Raw genomic sequence first — 17,611 nt, forward strand, 5'->3', positions numbered from 1 at the left:
AATGTCGGGAGCTCGGCGGAGAGCGGCCCGTCAGTGGGCCGATTCCCGAGCCGGCCGCTCCGCCGCGGGACGCCCGGTCGCGTGGGGGTGGTGGAGCGGTACGACTCCGACGCAACGGCCGTCGTGGTCCAGCAGCCGGCCCATGTGCTTGACGGTGCGCAGGACCACCGAGCGGTCGGCGACGGTGAGGCGGGGCAGTCTGCGGGAGAGATGCGCCTCAAAGGCGTGCACGTCGTGCAGGTCGCGCAGCCAGACGTCGATCACCAGGTTGTACGGGCCCGCGGTGATCGCGCAGGAGCGGACCTCGCGCACCCCGGCGAGCACCCTGCTGGTCTCCTCCACGTACTGGCCGGGTACGGAGGCGAAGTAGACGGCGGACAGCGGCCAGCCGGACAGCGGGCGGGCCAGGTCGCAGCGCAGGCTCAGACGGGAGGCGAGCAGGGACTGCAGTCTGCGGCGCACGGTGGTGAGGCTGGTGCCGGTCGCCGCCGACAGGTCGCGGAGCGACATCCGGCCGTCGGTGCTCAGCAGTTCCAGCAGGCGGGTGTCGAGTTCGTCCCAGCGGGCCTCGGCGGCGGGAGCGGGCAGACAGTCAGCAGGCAGCGCAGCCTGGACGCGGGCGCTCTGGCGCTCGTCCAGGCTGCGCAGCCGCCACCGGCTGCCCTCGGTGGGGACGCCGGTCGACACATGCGTGCGGGTGGCCCGTACCCCGGGCGTGCGCTGGAACATCAGGGTGGTGAGACGGGCCAGTTCGTCGAGGTTGCGGGCCTGTACGGCGGCCACCAGATCGCGGCCGCCGGCCGTGAGCTTGATGTTGGCCACCGCCGGGTCCGTCGCGAGGGCCTGCGCGACCTGCTCGGCGACACCCGGTTCGGTGTCCACCTCGACCACTGCGGACACCACGATGCGGGAGTTGGACAGGCGTGGATAGGCGGTCACCCAGGCGAGTCCCGCCTCCTCGAGGCGGTGCCAGCGCCGTGCCGCGGTGACCGGGTTGACCCCGAGCACCTCGCCCACGAGCGTCCACGGCGCCCTGGGGTGGATCTGCAGGGCGTTGACGACACCGCGGTCGAGTTCGTCGAGCTCCACGGCGACACAATCCTGCACGCCCATGGGTGGCACTTCTCTGCGCGTGTCCGGGGAATCCGACGGCGAACCTGCATCGGCACACCAGGTTTTCTTCCGCATTCCACACTCCCTTCTCCTGCTGCCGACAACTTCAGGAGTGACCGCGCCCCATGACGGACACCACCACCCGGACCGCGCTCCGGGTCCACCGCGCCCGGCTGATCGACGGCACGGGCTCGTCCCCCGTGGACGACGCCGTGATCATCATCGATGCCCAGGGCACCCTCACCTACGCCGGTCCCGCCGCGACCGCGCCGCCGGCCGGCGAGGAGCGCGCCGTCGACGCCGGTGGCCGCACCGTACTGCCCGGCTTCTTCGACTGCCACGTCCACCTCGCCTACGCGCAGGGCTCGCCGCCCGGCCGCCGCGCGGAGCTCGACCCCGTCCTGGTCACCCTGGACACGGCCGCGCGGCTGCGGCGGACCCTCGACGCCGGCATCACCACCGCCCGCGACCTCGGCGGACTGTCGGCCGGGTTCCGTACGGCCGTGGAGAGCGGCCGGATCGTGGGTCCCCGGCTGCACACGGCCGTACGGATCATCAGCCACACCGGCGGCCACGCCGACGTACGTCTGCCCGACGGCACCGATCTGAGCGCCGGGATGTCGGAGATCGCCGACTCGACCGACGCGGCCCGGCTCGCGGTGCGCCGGGTACTGCGCGACGGCGCCGACCTGGTGAAGGTCTGCGCCACGGGCGGTATGGGCTCCCCCTACGACGATCCGGACGACGAGGGGCTGCTCGAGGAGGAGATCCGGGCCGTCGTGGACGAGGCCCGCCGCCACGGCGGCAAGCCGGTCGCCGCGCACGCGCAGGGCAACGCGGGCATCCTCAACGCGATCCGCGGCGGGGTCACCAGCATCGAGCACGGCTACGGGCTGGACGAGCGCGCTCTCGACATGGCGGGCGAGCGGGGCGTGTTCGTCGTTCCGACGCTCTCCACCGTCTACGCCGGCATCAACAAGGACACGATGCCCGACTACCACTACCAGAAGAAGACCCGCTGGTCCGGCGTCACCAAGGAGAACATCGCCCGGGCCATCGCGTACGGTGCCAGGATCGCGCTGGGCACCGACGCGGCCGTCGGCCCACACGGCGTGAACCTGATGGAGCTCGGCTATCTGGTCGACCTCGGGATGGACCCGATGGCCGCCATCGTGGCCGGCACCCGCACCTCCGCCGAACTCCTCGGTGTGGCCGACCGGCTGGGCACCCTCGTTCCCGGCCGCACCGCGGACCTGGTGATCTGCGACGGCGATCCGCTCGCGGACATCGGCGTCCTGGGCGACCCGGCGAACATCGTCTGCGTCGTCCAGGACGGCGTCGTACGCAAGGATCTCCTGCACCTCCTGCCAACAGCCGAAGGGCGGTTCTGATGTCATCGCTCACCGACCTCCCCGCCCCGGACAGCACGTCCCCGGAAAAGCGGCGGCCGACCGGCATCGACCGGGTGCTGGCACTCATCGAGCGGGCGGGCAACGCCCTGCCCAACCCGATCGTCCTGTTCGCCGCGCTGTTCCTCCTCCTCGGTCTGGTCTCGACGGGTCTCGCGCTCGGCGGGGTGTCCGTCACCGTCCCCGGCACCCACGACACCAAGCCGATCACCGGGCTGTTCTCCGGTGAGGGGCTGCGCTGGCTGGTGGAGAACCTGATCCCCAACTTCGCCGGTTTCCCGCCGATCGGCGCCGTACTGGTCCTGATCATGGTGATCGGACTCGCGGACAGGACCGGCCTGCTGGAGACCGTGCTGCGGGCCACGCTCGCCCGGGTGCCTCGGGCCGTGCTGCCGTACGCGGTGGCGCTCATCGCGAGCCAGGCGCACATGATGAGCGACGTGGGCGCGATCGTGCTCCCGCCGCTGGCCGCCCTGGTCTTCAAGAGCGCCGGACGGCATCCCGTCGCCGGTCTCATCGGCGGCTTCGCCTGTGTCACCGCGGGTTACGCCGCCGGCTTCACCATCGGTTCGCTGGACGCCCTGTACGTCGGCATCACCCAGCAGGCGGCGTCCGTGCTGCCGGCCGCCCAGGACCTGCACATCCATCTGCTCATCAACTACTACTTCACCGCGGCGAGCAGCATCGTGCTCGCCCTGCTCGGCGGCTTCCTCATCAGCCGCGTGCTGGAGCCGCGGCTCGGACCGTACGAGGCCGCCGCGGGCGAGGCGGCGGCCGAGCGGATCGTCCTCACGCCGGCGCAGCGTCGCGGTCTGCTGGCCACCGCGCTGGTCGTCCTCGTGTACGTGGGCGGGGTGCTCGCGCTCTGGCTCCCGGAGGGCGCCCCGTTGCGCGGCGAGGGCGGCGCCTTCGTGCCCTCGCCGGTGCTGACCGGTGTCGTCCCGGTGCTCTTCGGCGCGTTCCTGCTCGCCGGTCTGACGTACGGCATCACGGCCCGGACGCTCACCAGCACCGAGGACGCGGTCACCGCGGTGACCGACTCGGTGAAGAGCATGTCCGGCTACATCGTGATGATGTTCGTCGCGGCCCAGGTCATCGCGCTGTTCACCTGGTCCGGCGTGGGCATCCTGCTGGCGGTGAAGGCCGCCGCCCTGTTCGGCTCCCTCGGGGTGACCGGCTTCTGGGCGATCCTCGCCTTCGTCCTGCTGACCTCCTGCCTCAACCTGTTCATCGTCTCCGGGTCGGCCCTGTGGTCCCTGGTCGGTCCCGTCTTCATCCCGGCGTTCATGCTGATGGGCATGAGCCCCGCGCTCAGCCAGGCCGCCTTCCGGATCGGCGACTCCGCGACCGGCGCCATCACCCCGATGAACCCCTATCTGTTCCTCATCCTGGCGATGGTCCGCGAGTACGAGCCGGAGGCCAGGCTCGGCACCCTGATCTCCCGGCTCGCCATCTTCGTCGTGCCGTTCCTGGCGGTGTGGCTGGTGATCCTGGGGATCTTCCACGGCTTCGATCTGCCGCTCGGGCCCGGGGCGCACATCGGACTCGGGTGAGCCTGTTACGCGGAACCCGCCCATTCCACCACGACCTCGGCGAACTCCCCGGGCAACTGCTCGGGGAGGGGCACGTGGCCGCCGGACAGGACCCGGGTCTCGCAGCCGGTCGCCGTGGCGAACCTCTCCAGCGCCGGCAGGGAGTAGTGGTCGCCCGGGGCGCAGACCGCGAGGGTGCGGGCGGTGACGTGCGGCAGGCGGCGGTCCATCTCGTACCGCCGCACCGCCAGATGGCCGTCTTCCACCCGGTCCAGGACGGTGAGCGCGTCGACCACGTAGCGGTGGAGCGCCGCCTCCTGGCCCTTCTCGTAGAAGCCGCGGCGCCGGTTCCACAGGTCGAGGAGATGGGAGCCGTCCGGCTGGGGGTCGACGTGGTCGACGGGCTTGCGTTCGCCCGCCGTGCGCCGCTTCTCCTCGTCGACGAAGGGGGTGGCGGACAGGAGGAGGCTCGCGACGCGGTCCTTGAGCCGGGCGGCGAGTTCCACCGCGATCACGCCGCCGGTGTGGTGTCCCACGAGGTGGAAGCGGTCCAGTCCGAGTCCGTCGGCCAGGGCTTCGGCGGCGTCGGCGAAACGTTCGATCGAGTGGGGGCCGTCCGGTTTGGCGGAGGCGCCGAAGCCCAGGGTGTCCATGGCGATCGCCCGGTGCCGGGCTCCCACGAGGGGCAGCACGTCGAGGTACTCGGTCCAGGAGCGCGGGGTCTGGTGGAGCATCAGGACGGGCTCTCCGGTCCCGCACTCGGCGTAGTGCAACTGGCCGAACTCACTGGGCACATAGCCCTTGTGCAGAATCATCGGTCGTTCGCTTTCAGTCGGGGCAGCACCGTGGTGCCGACGGCCTCGATGAGCTCGGTGGGCGGGTCGTAGGAGCCGACGTGCTGCAGGAACACCCCCGTGACACCGGCGGTGTGCAGGGCGCGGAGTCGTTCGGCGATCTCGTCGGCGGTGCCGAACAGGCAGAACTCCCGGGCGAACCGGAGGGCCGCCTCGTCGCTGATCCATGCCGAGCAGACGTCGACGGCCGCCTTCCAGTCCTCCGCGTGGACGAGGTCCGGGTAGACCCCGTCGATCTTGTCGGGGACCTGGACGTCGATCCCGGCGAGGGCGAGAAAGGGTGCCCCGCCGTTCTGCGCGATCGAGGCGCACACCGGCTTGATCCGCCGGGCCTCGGCCTCGACGTCGTCGGTGACCGCGCAGAACGCGGAGACGGTGAGCGGCGGTTGCTCCTCCCGTCCGGCGGCTCCCTCCCGTACCCGGGCGGCGGCCTGGGCGAGGGTCGCCGGTGAGACCCCGCTGAGCAGGATGACGCCGTCGGCGATCTCCCCGGCCAGCCGGAGGTTCTTCGGCCCGCTCGCGGCCAGGTGCAGAGGGATCGCGGGCTGCGGGTCTCGCAGGCGCGAGCACACCTTTCCCTCGAACTCCCACTCCTCGCCCGCGAGCAGGGCACGCAGCATGGCGATCCCCTCGCGCATCGCCGCCGAGGTGGTCTGGCGCAGCCCGATCGGGCCGACGGAGCTGTTGCCCACCCCGAGGCCCAGGGTGAAGCGGCCGGGGGCCAGTTCGGCGACGCTGCGGGCGGCCGAGGCGACGACGGCGGGGTGCCGGGTGGCCAGGTTGGTGACGGCGGTGCCGAGGCCGATTTGTCCGGTGCCGAGGGCGGCGGCGGTCAGGGTGGTGAACACGTCCCGCCACAGCAGCTGCGAGTCGGGGAACCAGACCTCGTCGAAGCCGAGCTGTTCCGCCCGGCGCACGGTCTCGACGATCCGGTCGGCCCGGTCGCAGGGCGGGACGCGGACACCGACGCGCAGTTCGGTCACTGGGCGTCGACCAGCGGCGTGTCGACGCCCACCGGGCCGAGGCCGCTCGCCCCGCCCGGGGTGCCCAGGGGGGCCGTACGGCCCGGCAGGGTCTCCTCGAAGAATCGGCGGTTGTCGGCGCGGAACGCGGGGTCGGCGAGGCGGTCGACGGCGATGGCCTGTTCGGGGCAGGCGGTCTCACAGGCGCCGCAGTCGATGCACTCGGTGGGGTTGATGTAGAGCTTGCGCTCGCCCTCGTAGATGCAGTCGACCGGGCATTCCTCGACGCAGGAACGGTCCATGATGTCGACGCAGGCCGAGCCGATCACGTAGGCCATGTCAGTTCTCCTTCTCGGTGGAGTGCCCTGGGAAGAGGGCCGCATCCGGGTCGATGACGGTGGCCGCGTTGTTCACCGCGGTGGCGACCTCGCCGAAGCCCACGGAGATCAGGCGCACCTTGCCCGGGTAGTCGGTGATGTCGCCGGCGGCGAAGACGCGGGGCTGGTTGGTGGCCATCCGGGTGTCCACGGCGATCCGCCGGGCGTTGAGGTTCAGGCCCCAGTGCTGGAGGGGCCCGAGGTCGGCGATGAAGCCGAGGGCGGCGACGACGGTCCGGGCCGGGAGCAGCCGGGTGGCCTTGGTGGTGCGGTGGCGGACCTCGGCCTGTTCCAGGTGGGTGTCGCCGTGCAGGGCGCTCACCTCGGAGTCGGTGATGATCTCGATGCCGAGGGCGCGGACCCGTTCGACGCTCGCCCGGTGGGCGCGGAAGCGGGCGGTGCGGTGGACCAGCCGCACGGAGCGGGCGACCGGGGCGAGCAGCGCGGCCCAGTCGAAGGCGCTGTCGCCGCCGCCGACGACCAGGACGTCGTGGTCGACGTGGGCGGCGGTGTCGGGGACGAAGTACACCTGCCCGCGGCCGAGGTAGTCCTCCCCCGCCGGGAGCGGCCGGGGCGTGAACGTCCCCACCCCGCCGGTGATGACGACCGCGCCGGCCCGCACCACGGCGCCCTGGTCGCTGCGGACGACCGGGCGGCCGTCGGGGTCGTGGGACAGTTCGGCGGCCCGGTGGCCGAGGAGGTAGCGGGGGCCGTACGGCTCCGCCTGCGCGACCAGGTTCGCCACCAGGTCGCGGCCGCGCACCGCGGGGAACCCGGCGATGTCGAAGATGGGCTTCTCGGGGTACATCGCGCTGATCTGGCCCCCACACTGGGGCAGGACGTCCATGACCGCGACGCGCAGTCCGCGGAAACCCGCGTAGTAGGCGCCGTAGAGGCCTGCGGGGCCGGCGCCGATGATCAGGATGTCCGTCTCGATCGAGCGCGAGTCGTGTTCCGTGCTCGTCGGCACGTCGGAAAGAACGCTCATGAACCGCGAGAGTAGGGACGGCGCGAGTTCCGACAAATGGGTTCGGTCCGGTGAGCAGGACGCTTCGCTTAGGCACCGGGCCGAGCACTGGGAACGTCTGGATCCCAGGTTGTTCCGGCGCTCGGGAGGGCACCATGCACACCAACAGGAAGACGATCGGCAGGAGAGCCGCCTTGACCGCCGCCTGCGCGGCGCTGGCCCTCACCGCGGCCTGTACGGCGGGCAGTACCGACTCGACGGGCGTGTCGTCGGCGGGGAAGCCGACCGTACGGGTCGCCCTCGGGGTCGACGCCTCGTACGCCCCGTTCTATCTGGCCGAGGAGCGCGGGCTGTTCGAGAAGGCGGGTGTCAACGTCGAGCTGGTGCAGACCGAGGGCGGGCCCGCGGCGGCCCAGGCGGTGAGCGCGGGCACCGCGCAGATCTCCGCCAACGCCGACTCGACCGCGTTGCCGCTGATGGTGACCAATCCGGATCTGCGCGCGCTCGGCGTCTTCCAGTCCTCCGACAGCTACCTCAAGGTGGTGCTGCGCAAGGGCGTCACCTCGCCGAAGAAGATCCGCACCATGGCGTCGATCGGCGGGCTCGGGCTGTACGCGACGCACGAGTACCTGCGGCACAACGGGATCGACCCGAAGTCCGTGAAGATCCTTCAGAGTTCGCCTCCGGAGATGCCGGGCATGCTGGAGCGGGGCTCCATCGACGGGTACATCCTGTTCGACCCCTGGGTGTCCAAGGGGGTCGCGGGAGGAGGCCACATCGCCGGCCGGATCGGTGACTTCGGGGTCGGCTACGCGCAGTGGCTGCTGACCGACCAGAAGTGGCTGAAGGACAACGAAGCCGTCGCCGGGAAGGTGTTCAAGGCCGTCGCGGAGGCGGACAGACTCGTCACCGAGGACCCCGCCGCAGCGGCGAAGGCGTCCGAGAAGCAGGCAAAGCTGCCGGTCGCGCAGACGCGGCAGGTCCTGCCCGAGATCACCTTCGCGACCCGCGGGATCGACGACAGCGATGTGACCTCGTCGCAGAAGATCGTCGACTTCCTGCTCGCGCAGAAGCTCATCAAGAAGTCGCCCGACCTGGACACCGTCCTGCTCAAGGGCTGGTACGGGCAGCACGTCGGCTGAGCCGGACGTGCCCTGTGACGCAGGGGGCGCCGTCGTCCTTGAGCACCGAGACGTCGAGCGTGACCCGCACTCCCCCGTCACAGGGCTCCGCCGTCCGGACCGTCGCGGTCCAGGTGAGCGGTTCACCGGCCACGGCGATCGCCCGGTTGCGCCAGTCCACCGACTCCAGACTCGCGCCGTCCCCGGCCCATTCCAGGGCGTACCGGGTCAGCGTCTCGCCGTGCAGGGTGGACTGTACGACGACGCCGGGATGGCCTTCGGAGGCGGCGAACCCGGCGTCGTAGTGGATGCGGTGGGCGTTCCAGGACACGGCACTGAAGCGGAACAGCTGCACCTCGCTGTGGGTGTAGCGGCGGGGCGGGCAGATCTGTCCGGCGGAGGGCGCGGTCATCCGGCGGTCCCGCCGTCCAGTACCACGATCGTCTCGTCCATGACCATCAGCTCGTCCTCGTCCTCGTTCTCGTCGTCGGCCTGTGCCGTGAAGCGGGTGCGGACGCCCAGCAGGACGAAGTCCCCCGAGCGGCCCTGCCGCAGGTCCGCCGAGGTCAGCGCCCGATGGGCGGTCACCCGGTCGCCCGCGACCGGCGCGCGCCCGAGCCGTACCGACTGGCCGCCGTGCACCTGCCGTACCGGCAGCCCCTGGGTGCACGGCGACTCCCGGGTGGCCAGCCCGTCCGGGCGCAGCTCCTGCTCGGCCGGACCGTCCTGCCAGCTCAGCGTGCCCGCCAGGAACAGCGCGGGGGCGGCGACGGGCTCGCCGGCCGCCTCCCGCGCGCGGGCCCGGCGCAGGTAGTCGACGTCGTTCAGGGCGGCTGCGTACCGGCAGAAGTCCTTGACCGCCAGGACGCCGCAGTCCTCGCTCTCCCAGTCGTCGATCAGTTTGCGGGCCCTGGCCAGCACCTCGTCGAGCGTCGCGCTCACCGCAGCGACCGGCTGATGCCGAGGGCCGCGGCACGCAGGGCGACGGCGTGCCCGGAGGGGTCCATGCGGTAGGTGGGCGCCGTGATGGACAGGGCGCCCACGAGGCTGCCCTGGCTGCCGAAGACGGGCACGGCCATGCTGGTGTAGCCGAGGCGGATCTCCTCGGCCTCGACGGCGACGCCCTCCTCCCTGATCCGCTCCAGCTGGGCGCGCAGCCGCCCCGGTGAGGTGACCGTGTGCCGGGTCATGGGCTTGAGCCCGCTCCTGATCACGTCCGCGAACAGCTTGCCCGGGGAGAAGGCGAGGATCGCCTTGCCGGTGGCGGTGCAGTACAGCGGCAGCCGGCCGGCCACCCGGGACTCCTCGCTGAGGCCACGATGGGGAAAGATCTTCTCCAGGTACACGACGTCGAGGCTGTCATGGATGGCGAAGTGGATCGTTTCCTGTGTGGCCAGCAGCAGGTCCTCCATGTACGGCTGGGCCACCTCGCGCAGGATGCGCTGGCGGTGGACGCGCTGGCCGATCTCGAACAGGCGCAGCCCGAGCCGGTAGTCGCAGCCGTCGCGCTCCAGGAGGCCCCAGACGACGAGTTCCTGGGCGAGGCGGTGCACGGTCGCCTTGGCCACGCCGGTGCGGCGCACCAGCTCGGCGAGGGAGAGGGAGGCGTCCTCGGCGGTGAACGCCTCCAGGATGGGTCGGACCTTGCCCAGGACCGAGTTCATCGAGTCGGGACCGGGGGCTTCTTCTCGGGGGATGACGGACCCACGGGGGATCGCGGACCCTCGGGGGACGACGGTGACGGTCATGGAAGGACCTCCGGTCGATCCGTTGGCTGCCTCGCAACGCAATCGGTGGCTGGATATGGTCCCTACACGGAACCATGGGTTACGGATTCAGGAAACCCCGCCCAGGAAGGCCAGGCTGAGCGGGTTGTACAGGTCAGCCCTCTCGTGCTGCGGCCAGTGTCCGCACTCGTTGAAGATCTCCAGGCGGGCCCCCGGGATCGCGGCGGTGATCTCCTCCGCCTCCGGCACTTCCCCGAAGGGGTTCTTGTTGCCCCAGACCACCAGGGTCGGCGCCTTGATCCGGGCCATGCGGTCCGGCCGCAGCAGGTTGCGTGTCCGGGCCTCGACCTCCTGCAGGGCCAGCAGGTTGTGCAGGTTCCGCTGGAAGTCCGGGTGGTGGTAGATCTCGTAGCGGACCCGGGTGAGTTCCTCGCCGAGGTCCTCGTCCCACTCGGCCCACAGCAGGCGCAGCCGCTCCCGGGTGAGGGAGATGTCGTCCTCGAGCGCGGCGGCCCGGGTGGAGGTCTTCAGCCGTTCCATCACCGCCGGGTTGATCTTCGTGCCGCCCATGCACAGCAGTTGGAGGGAGGCGACGCGGTCCGGGTGTTCGCTCGCCGCCCACGCCGAGACCCAGCCGCCCAGCGACTCGCCGACCAGGTGGGCGCGCTCGGCGCCCACGGCGTCGAGGTAGGCGATCAGGTGCTCGACGTAGGCGGGGATCTCACCGGGGCGGTCGGGCTTCGCGGTGTAGCCGTGGCCGAGCATGTCGACGGCGTGGACGCGGTAACGCTCGGCGTGCGCCGGGACGTTGCGGATGAACGCCTCCAGGTGGCCGGTCGTGCCGTGCAGGAACACGACGTGTTCGCCGTCCTCGGGGCCCGCCTGCAGGGCTCGGGTGGTGAAGCCGCCGGCCTCGACGTAGGCGTGGCGGTAGTCGATGCCGGACAGTTCGGTCCAGATGCTCATGGGTGCCTCTTGCTGTCGTTGCGTGCGGGGTCGAGAACGGCGACGGCCATGCCGGTGAGCCACTCGGGCAGCGGCTCGTACGCCAGTCGGTGTGCGGGTGCGTGGTCGAGGAGCGCCGCCATGAGCAGCCAGGTGCGCACCTCCTGCGCCCCGTTGCCGGCCGTCTTCTCCAGTTCCTCGGTGCTGAGGCCGGTGACGCGGTGGGCCTCGCCCTTCTCCAGGAGGGTCAGGAACTCCTCGTCGAACTCGGGGTTGATGGCGGCCTCGGCGGCCCGGATGATCTCGCGGCGGCGGGCGTCGTAGTCCTGCCAGTTGTTGCGGCCGTCGAGCCAGGCGCGGGCCATGAACTCCTCGTCGTCGCCGTGCGGCTCGCGCCAGTCCGGCCAGGGCAGGCGGTGCGAGAGACCGCCGGAGCCGATGACGGCGACGCGCCGGTCGCCGGGGAGGGCGAGCACGGCCTCCCGGATCGCCCGGCCCAGTTCCTCGCAGCGGCCCAGGGTCGGCAGCGGCGGCGCGAAGACGTTCACGACGAGGGGGACGATCTCCACGTCCAGGCCGGCCAGCAGGTACTGGATGGCGTGCGACTGGCCGTGGTCGATCTGGAGCCGGGCGGAGAAGGCCACGTCGAAGCGGCCGCCCTCCACCAGGGAGCTCGCGAGGTGCCGGGCGAGCGGGACGTCCACCGGCTGCGGCCCCTTCGGGGTGCCCGACTCGCCGCTCGCGACGCATTCCCCCACGCCGAGGGTGAAGGCGGGGATCAGGTCCAGCCAGAAGCCGCGGAAGTGGTTGGAGCCGACCAGGATCACCGTGTCGGGCCGGGCCGCGGCGAGTTCGTCGCGCGCCGCCGCGAGCGCGTCGCGGAAGCGTTCGGCGCGGTCCTTGTGGAGGGTCTGCTCCCAGTGGGTGTTCATGAGGGTGCTGTGCGAGGCACCGACACCCAGGACGATCTCGGTCATGCCGGTGTTCCTTCCACCTCGGCGCGGGTGCGGGTGACGGTGTCGACGGCCGTCCGGACCAGATGGCGGGTCAGTTTCTCCATCGCCCGCACGGACACGGTGTTCATCCCGGCCGCGAAGTCGATGTCGAAGGGCGCCTCGGTGACCTTGGGCATGCCGACCCGGACGGTGGGGATGCCGCGCCCGCGCAGGATGTTGGCGTCGGTGGCGCCGCTGTTGCCCCGGACCACCTCGTGTTCGCGTCCCTCGAAGGCCTCCCAGCCGGCCGTGGCGGACCGGCAGATCCAGCTCTCCGGGTCGGTGCGGGTGCCGGGGATCGCCAGGACCAGTTCGGCGCGCACCTCGGGGCCGAACTTCTCGAGTGCGGCGAGGAACTCCCGTTTGGCCTGCATCGGCGTGGTGTCCGGGGCGATGCGCAGGTCCACCATCAGGGTGCAGGCGGCCGGGGTCACCGCCGCCATGCGCGGCCAGCCGCCGCGGATGGAGGAGACGATGCCCTGGGGGGCGACGGTGCCGGCGGTGTGGCGGGCGGAGTACTCGGCGAACCAGTCCTCCAGGTGCCGGGCGACCTCGCCCGCGCGGGCGACGGCGTTGTCGTACGGCAGCCGGTGGCGTGAGCCGGCGTAGGTGTGCGTGCCGGTGACGGTGACCTCGAACCACACGAGGCCGACCTCGTCCCAGGAGACGGTCCAGCCAGGCTTGGCGATGACCGCGTGGTCGGTCCACACGCCCTGTTCCAGGAGGAACGAACAGCCCACCCCCTGACCGGTGTGGCGCCGGGGCCCGGGGCGCGCGTTGGTGGGCATGCCCCCCGCGCCGAACGCCGCGACCAGATCGCCGGTGAGCGGGATGCCCGCGAGGGCGATCGCCTCGGCGGCCATCATCACGCAGGCCGCGTGGCCCTTGGGGTTGGAGGCGCCCAGGCCGACGACCAGGTCGTCGTAGACGGTGGCCCGGGGACGCATGTCGTCCCTCAGTTCCGGGCCGATCCAGGGGACGTCCTCGCTCTCCTCGCCCACGGTCAGGGTGTCGATCGGGGCGTAGAGCATGAGGTCGGGGCCGGTGCCGTCGCCGTCGAGCCGGGCCCAGGCGTTGGCCTGCCGGTCGTCGAGGGGCTGAACGGCGCCGCGGCAGCCCGAGGCGTTCAGGGTGTCCGCGATGTGCCGGGCGAGCGGGCCCTCGTCGCCGGTCGGGCTGGGGATGTCGACGAGCCCGATGATCAGCTCGCGCAGCCGGTCGGCGGTGATCTGCCGCCAGGCTTCCTCGACCCAGGTGGCGCGCTGGGTGTCCAGCCCCGCCACTCCGGGCCCGCTCACTGGTTGATCCTGTGGACCTGGGTCATGGTGGTGCGCGCGAAGCGCTTCCTGGCCCGGGGGAGCCCGATGGCGAGGGCGATCCCGGCCAGCAGGGTGAGCAGGGTACGGCGCATGCTCACGCCTCCTTGGGTGCGGGGGGATTGACGCCGGTCGCGGCGAGTTTCTTGCCGTACTCCTCCTCGCTGAGGTTCCGCCAGGCGGTCAGCGAGATGTCGGGGCGGTAGAGCTTCTCCGGGGGCGCGTCGGTGACGTCGACCATCCAGGCGTCCTGGCCGGAGAACTGTCCGTGGAACAGCCAGCGGATGGCGCCGAGGTACTTGGCGTAGAAGCCGAGGGTCTTCCAGCCCTCGGTGAAGTTGACCATCACGCCGACGTAGTTGTGGTGGTCGGCGTCGACGGGGACGTAGAACTCGTAGTGGATGAAGTTGGGGTAGACGATGCGCAGCACACCCGGCATGGACAGGGACGCGAAGCCGGGGAAGTCCTGGGCCTCGATCGTCGGGTTGATGTCGTCCGCCGCGCCGGTGTTGCCGATGTTGAAGGTCTCCTTCGGCGGCTGCATCTTCCACCAGCGCTTGTTGGACCAGCGGCCCACGCCGGGGAAGTCGGCCTCCCAGTGGACCTCGTCCTGCACCCGGAAGATCCAGCGGCCCTTGGGCACGATCCGGGTGATGTTCCAGGTCGGCATGGGCTTGAACAGGCGCCAGAGCGCGGTGCGGTGCAGGTACTTGGCGTGGCCCTCGTCGAAGCCGTTCTCGCAGGCGAAGCGCCAGTTGCCGCCGCGCGGTTCGATCCGGCCGCCCATGACGAAGGGGTGGGAGACGAGTTCCTCGGGGAGCTGTTCGTCGATGGGGTGCGGTTCCTCGTCGGCGACGGGGATGTACACCCACACCATGCCGAGGCGTTCCTCGACGGTGTACGTCCGGACGCCGACCTTGCCGGTCAGCCGGCACTCCGGGCCGTCGGTGATGACCGCGCAGAGCTTGCCGGTGGGCAGGTCGAAGGTCCAGCCGTGGTAGGGGCAGCTGACCGTGCCGGGGAACTGCTGGTCGCCCTCGGACAAGGGCACTCCGCGGTGCGGGCAGCGGTTGTGCAGCGCGTACGCCTTGCCGGCGTCGCGGATCAGAGTGATCTTCTCTCCGCAGATCGTGAAGGGCTGCGGCTTGTCCGTGAGGTGGCTGGACCAGGTGACCGGGTACCAGTAGCCGCGGAAGCCCTCGGCCGCTCCGTCGTAGTGGGGCCACGAGGCCCAGTCCTGACGGCCGGGAGCGGTCCGGCCCGTGGTGGACCGACCGGGAGCGGATCGGCCGGGGGCGCTTCTCTTCTTGGGGGCGAGCGAGCCTTCACCCGTCGTCATCGTGCGTGACCTCCTGCCGACGTCGTTGCATGGCCTCGAGCATCGGGGGGACGTGCGGCGGGCGCCTATGGAACCGTTCCGGTGAGCAGACCGCCGGCCGGCCGGGGGACGTTCGGCGGGTTTTCGGCGGGGGTGTCCCGCTGAGCGGACCACCGTCCATGCGTGCCCCGCGCCGGGCGTTCTACGGTGCGCCGGATCGGACCCGTTCGGGCCGCTCCCAGGGCCCGCACCCCGCCGCTGTACTCGCCGCCTCTCCGCCTCCCCTCCGACCCACCCGAGGTGCTCATGGAGTCAAAGGCCAGTAGACGACATCCCGCCCGGGGCGTCGTCGCCCTAGTCACCGCCGCGTTGGCCCCCCTCACCGCGTGCAGCGCGGCCACCACCGACTCGTCCGCGGCAGCCGCGGACGGCGCCGAGGGGCCGACGGTCCGGGTCGCCGTCGGCATCGACCCGTCCTTCGCCCCCTTCTTCCTCGCCGATGCCCAGGGACTGTGGGCGAAGCACGGTGTCAACGTCCAGCTGGTCCAGTTCGGGCGGGGCGGCGAGGGCGTCGACGCGCTCGCCGGCAACCAGGTGCAGCTGGCCGGGAACTCGGACACCACCACCATCGGCATGCTCCAGCAGAACGCCGATCTGCGTTCGCTGCTGGTCTACGAGCAGTCCGGGAAGTACCTCAAGGTCGTCCTCGGCCCGAAGGTCACCTCCCCCGCGAAGATCCGCAAGATGGCCGTCGTACCGGGCCTGTCCCAGCTCGCGGCGACCCGCTTCCTGGAGTCGAAGGACATCGACCCGAAGTCGGTCGAGTTCGTCACCGCCGACCCGCCCGAGATCCCGGCGCTCCTGCAGAAGGGCGACGTGGACGCCTACGTCCTGTGGGACCCGTGGCCGGGCAAGGGTGTCGAGCTCGGCGGGCGGATCCTGGAGACGACCGGCGACTACGGATTGTCGTACTCGCACTGGCTCATCGCCGACGACACCTGGCTGAGCGGGCACAAGGATCTCGCGGCGAAGGTGGCGCTGGCGCTCCAGGACGCCGCCCGGCTCACCGAGCAGGACCCCGGGGACGCCGCGGCCGCCACACAGAAGGCCACGAAGATCCCCACCGCCCAGACGCTCCAGGCGATCAAGGAGATCGACTTCGGGGTCCGCGACATCACCTCGGCCGACCTCAAGACCTATTCCGCCACCGCCAAGTTCTACGTGGACACCGGCAAGGTCAAGTCCCTGCCGAACGTGTCGCGGGCCGCGGTGCCCGGCTGGTTCACCCAGAACACGAAGGGATCGTGATGACGAAGGCCATCCAGGCCGAACCGAAGGCGGCCGAGACGGACGGCAGGAGTGGCGCGGCGGTACGCGTGGACTCCGTCGACATCCGGTTCGGCTCCTTCCACGCGGTGCACGACATGTCGCTCGACATCGCCGCCGGAGAGTTCCTCTGTCTGCTCGGCCCGAGCGGCTGCGGCAAGTCCACCCTGCTGTCCTCGCTGGCCGGGTTCGTCGCCCCGCACCGGGGCGGCCTGACCGTCGACGGCGCGCCCGTCACCGGCCCCGACCCCGAACTCGGCATGGTCTTCCAGAGCAGCGAGGCCCTCTTCGACTGGCTGACGGTCCGCCAGAACGTGGCGTTCGGGCCCCGGATGCGCGGCAGATCCCGGGCCGAGCAGAACGCGCTGGCCGACGAATATCTCGCCCTCGTCGGGCTGCGGCACTGCGCCGACCGGTTCCCGAGCCAGCTCTCGGGCGGTATGCGGCAGCGCGTACAGATCGCGCGAGTGCTGGCCAACCAGCCTCGGGTCGTGCTGATGGACGAGCCGTTCGGGGCGCTCGACGCCCAGACCCGGCAGGTGATGCAGGAGGAGATGGCCCGGATCTGGCAGGCCTCGGGCTGCACCGTCGTGTTCGTCACCCACGACATCGACGAGGCGATCCTGCTGGCGGACCGCGTCGCGGTCATGACCGCCGGACCGGCCGCCACCCTCAAGTCCGTCTACCGTGTCGACCTGCCCAGGCCGCGCGACGAGTCCGACCCCGCGGCCCTCGAACTGCGCCGCGCGCTGCGGCAGGACATCGGCGAAGAGGTCCGCAAAGCCCTGCGGGACCAGGGACTCGACCCCGAGGAGGAGCGATGACGACCGTCACCGTCGAGGCGGGACCCAAGCCCCGCACCGGGCGGCCGGCCCTCAGGGCCGCCGGCCTCGGACTGCGCACCGCCGCCCTGTACGCCCTGTCCGTCCTGATCGGCATCGGCGTCTGGCAGCTGCTGGCCGTGAAGTACGGCGACTCGCTCGTCGCCTCCCCGCACGCCACGCTCACCGCGGCCGTCGACCTGGCGCGCGACGGCACGCTGACCAACTCGATCATCGCCTCCAGCCGCCGCATCCTGATCGGCTGGGGACTCGGCCTGGCCGTGGGCGTGCCGGCCGGACTGCTCATCGGGCAGATCCGGCTGGTGCGCCAACTCCTCGAGCCGTACATCGAGTTCTTCCGGTTCATCCCGCCGATCGCCTTCGTCACCCTGGCCGTGGTGTGGCTCGGCATCGGTGAGTCCTCCAAGGTCGTCCTGATCTTCTACACGGCCGTCTTCATCGTCATCCTCAACACCAGTGCGGGGGTGATGGCGGTGAGCGAGTCGAAGCTGCGCGCCGCGGCGAGCCTGGGCGCGAGCCGCGGGCAGATCCTGCGCGGGGTGGTGCTGCCGTCGACCGTGCCGTACATCGTCACCGGGGCCCGGCTGGCCATGGGCAACAGCTTCCTGACCATCGTGTCCGCCGAGATCGTCGCCGCCCAGGTCGGTCTCGGCTCGCTGATCTGGACCTCCCGCAACTACGGCCGCATCGACTGGGTCTTCGTCGGGATCATCACCCTGGGTGTCCTCGGGTTCGTCTTCGACCGTGTGCTGCGGATCGTGGCCGCCCGGGTCCTGCGTCGGTACGGAGTGAAGGTATGAAGGTGCA

18 protein-coding genes are annotated in these 17,611 nt (G+C 71.2%); 6 read left to right on the forward strand and 12 right to left on the reverse strand.

What is annotated here, in order from left to right:
* Positions 1-30: 30 nt before the first annotated feature.
* Positions 31-1,113, reverse strand: a complete 1,083-nt coding sequence (locus ABT057_RS34465; protein ID WP_352347702.1) for an Lrp/AsnC family transcriptional regulator — start codon at positions 1,111-1,113, stop codon at positions 31-33.
* 125 nt (positions 1,114-1,238) lie between these two features.
* On the opposite strand from ABT057_RS34465, the gene ABT057_RS34470 reads away from it, so the two are divergent.
* Both ABT057_RS34470 and ABT057_RS34475 read left to right on the forward strand, forming a co-directional pair.
* Positions 1,239-2,504 carry a metal-dependent hydrolase family protein gene (locus ABT057_RS34470; protein ID WP_352347704.1) on the forward strand — a complete coding sequence of 422 codons (1,266 nt, stop codon included), beginning with the start codon at positions 1,239-1,241 and terminating at the stop codon, positions 2,502-2,504.
* The gene (locus ABT057_RS34475; protein WP_352347706.1) at positions 2,504-4,075 is read left to right on the forward strand and encodes an AbgT family transporter; all 1,572 of its coding nucleotides are present in this window, start codon (positions 2,504-2,506) and stop codon (positions 4,073-4,075) included. Before ABT057_RS34470 ends, ABT057_RS34475 begins: the two co-directional genes overlap by 1 nt.
* 5 nt (positions 4,076-4,080) lie before the next feature.
* Here the strand turns inward: ABT057_RS34475 and ABT057_RS34480 are convergent, their stop codons facing one another.
* The 4 genes from ABT057_RS34480 to ABT057_RS34495 are packed head-to-tail and all read right to left on the reverse strand — an operon-like array spanning position 4,081 to position 7,235.
* On the reverse strand, positions 4,081-4,869 hold the full coding sequence (locus tag ABT057_RS34480; RefSeq protein ID WP_352347708.1) for an alpha/beta fold hydrolase: 789 nt from the start codon (positions 4,867-4,869) through the stop codon (positions 4,081-4,083).
* A complete protein-coding gene (locus tag ABT057_RS34485; protein ID WP_352347806.1) occupies positions 4,866-5,882 on the reverse strand; it encodes an LLM class flavin-dependent oxidoreductase in 1,017 nt (338 codons plus the stop codon). The genes ABT057_RS34480 and ABT057_RS34485 overlap by 4 nt, the downstream gene beginning before the upstream one ends.
* 5 nt (positions 5,883-5,887) lie before the next feature.
* Positions 5,888-6,208, reverse strand: coding sequence for a ferredoxin (gene fdxA, locus ABT057_RS34490; RefSeq protein WP_352347710.1), 321 nt, complete (start codon positions 6,206-6,208; stop codon positions 5,888-5,890).
* 1 nt (position 6,209) lies between these two features.
* Complete coding sequence (locus ABT057_RS34495) at positions 6,210-7,235, reverse strand: NAD(P)/FAD-dependent oxidoreductase (protein WP_352347712.1); 1,026 nt, start codon at positions 7,233-7,235, stop codon at positions 6,210-6,212.
* 134 nt (positions 7,236-7,369) lie between these two features.
* On the opposite strand from ABT057_RS34495, the gene ABT057_RS34500 reads away from it, so the two are divergent.
* Positions 7,370-8,356 (forward strand): ABC transporter substrate-binding protein, encoded by a 987-nt coding sequence (locus tag ABT057_RS34500; RefSeq protein ID WP_352347714.1) that lies wholly within the window; start codon positions 7,370-7,372, stop codon positions 8,354-8,356.
* Here the strand turns inward: ABT057_RS34500 and ABT057_RS34505 are convergent.
* From ABT057_RS34505 to ABT057_RS34535, 7 genes are all read right to left on the reverse strand, one after another.
* Complete coding sequence (locus ABT057_RS34505) at positions 8,325-8,747, reverse strand: hotdog family protein (RefSeq protein ID WP_352347716.1); 423 nt, start codon at positions 8,745-8,747, stop codon at positions 8,325-8,327. The genes ABT057_RS34500 and ABT057_RS34505 overlap by 32 nt on opposite strands.
* Positions 8,744-9,277: an FAS1-like dehydratase domain-containing protein gene (locus ABT057_RS34510; protein WP_352347718.1), complete on the reverse strand. Its 534-nt coding sequence runs from the start codon at positions 9,275-9,277 to the stop codon at positions 8,744-8,746. The genes ABT057_RS34505 and ABT057_RS34510 overlap by 4 nt, the downstream gene beginning before the upstream one ends.
* A complete protein-coding gene (locus tag ABT057_RS34515; protein ID WP_352347720.1) occupies positions 9,274-10,083 on the reverse strand; it encodes an IclR family transcriptional regulator in 810 nt (269 codons plus the stop codon). The genes ABT057_RS34510 and ABT057_RS34515 overlap by 4 nt, the downstream gene beginning before the upstream one ends.
* Positions 10,084-10,170: 87 nt before the next feature.
* A complete protein-coding gene (locus ABT057_RS34520; protein WP_352347722.1) occupies positions 10,171-11,028 on the reverse strand; it encodes an alpha/beta fold hydrolase in 858 nt (285 codons plus the stop codon).
* On the reverse strand, positions 11,025-11,984 hold the full coding sequence (locus tag ABT057_RS34525; protein WP_352347724.1) for a DODA-type extradiol aromatic ring-opening family dioxygenase: 960 nt from the start codon (positions 11,982-11,984) through the stop codon (positions 11,025-11,027). Before ABT057_RS34525 ends, ABT057_RS34520 begins: the two co-directional genes overlap by 4 nt.
* Positions 11,981-13,300, reverse strand: coding sequence for a M20 family metallopeptidase (locus tag ABT057_RS34530; protein ID WP_352347726.1), 1,320 nt, complete (start codon positions 13,298-13,300; stop codon positions 11,981-11,983). The genes ABT057_RS34525 and ABT057_RS34530 overlap by 4 nt, the downstream gene beginning before the upstream one ends.
* 115 nt (positions 13,301-13,415) lie before the next feature.
* Positions 13,416-14,657, reverse strand: a complete 1,242-nt coding sequence (locus ABT057_RS34535; RefSeq protein ID WP_352347728.1) for a Rieske 2Fe-2S domain-containing protein — start codon at positions 14,655-14,657, stop codon at positions 13,416-13,418.
* 348 nt (positions 14,658-15,005) lie between these two features.
* Here ABT057_RS34535 and ABT057_RS34540 point away from each other — a divergent pair, with 348 nt between their 5' ends.
* Genes ABT057_RS34540 through ABT057_RS34550 form a run of 3 tightly spaced genes read left to right on the forward strand, consistent with a single transcriptional unit; the run spans position 15,006 to position 17,604 of the window.
* Positions 15,006-15,944 (forward strand): ABC transporter substrate-binding protein, encoded by a 939-nt coding sequence (locus ABT057_RS34540; RefSeq protein ID WP_352347730.1) that lies wholly within the window; start codon positions 15,006-15,008, stop codon positions 15,942-15,944.
* A complete protein-coding gene (locus ABT057_RS34545) occupies positions 15,944-16,786 on the forward strand; it encodes an ABC transporter ATP-binding protein (RefSeq protein ID WP_352347732.1) in 843 nt (280 codons plus the stop codon). Before ABT057_RS34540 ends, ABT057_RS34545 begins: the two co-directional genes overlap by 1 nt.
* A complete protein-coding gene (locus ABT057_RS34550) occupies positions 16,783-17,604 on the forward strand; it encodes an ABC transporter permease (protein WP_352347734.1) in 822 nt (273 codons plus the stop codon). The genes ABT057_RS34545 and ABT057_RS34550 overlap by 4 nt, the downstream gene beginning before the upstream one ends.
* Positions 17,605-17,611: the final 7 nt, after the last annotated feature.

Source organism: Streptomyces sp. NPDC002588 (assembly GCF_040295925.1).
Lineage (GTDB): Bacteria > Actinomycetota > Actinomycetes > Streptomycetales > Streptomycetaceae > Streptomyces.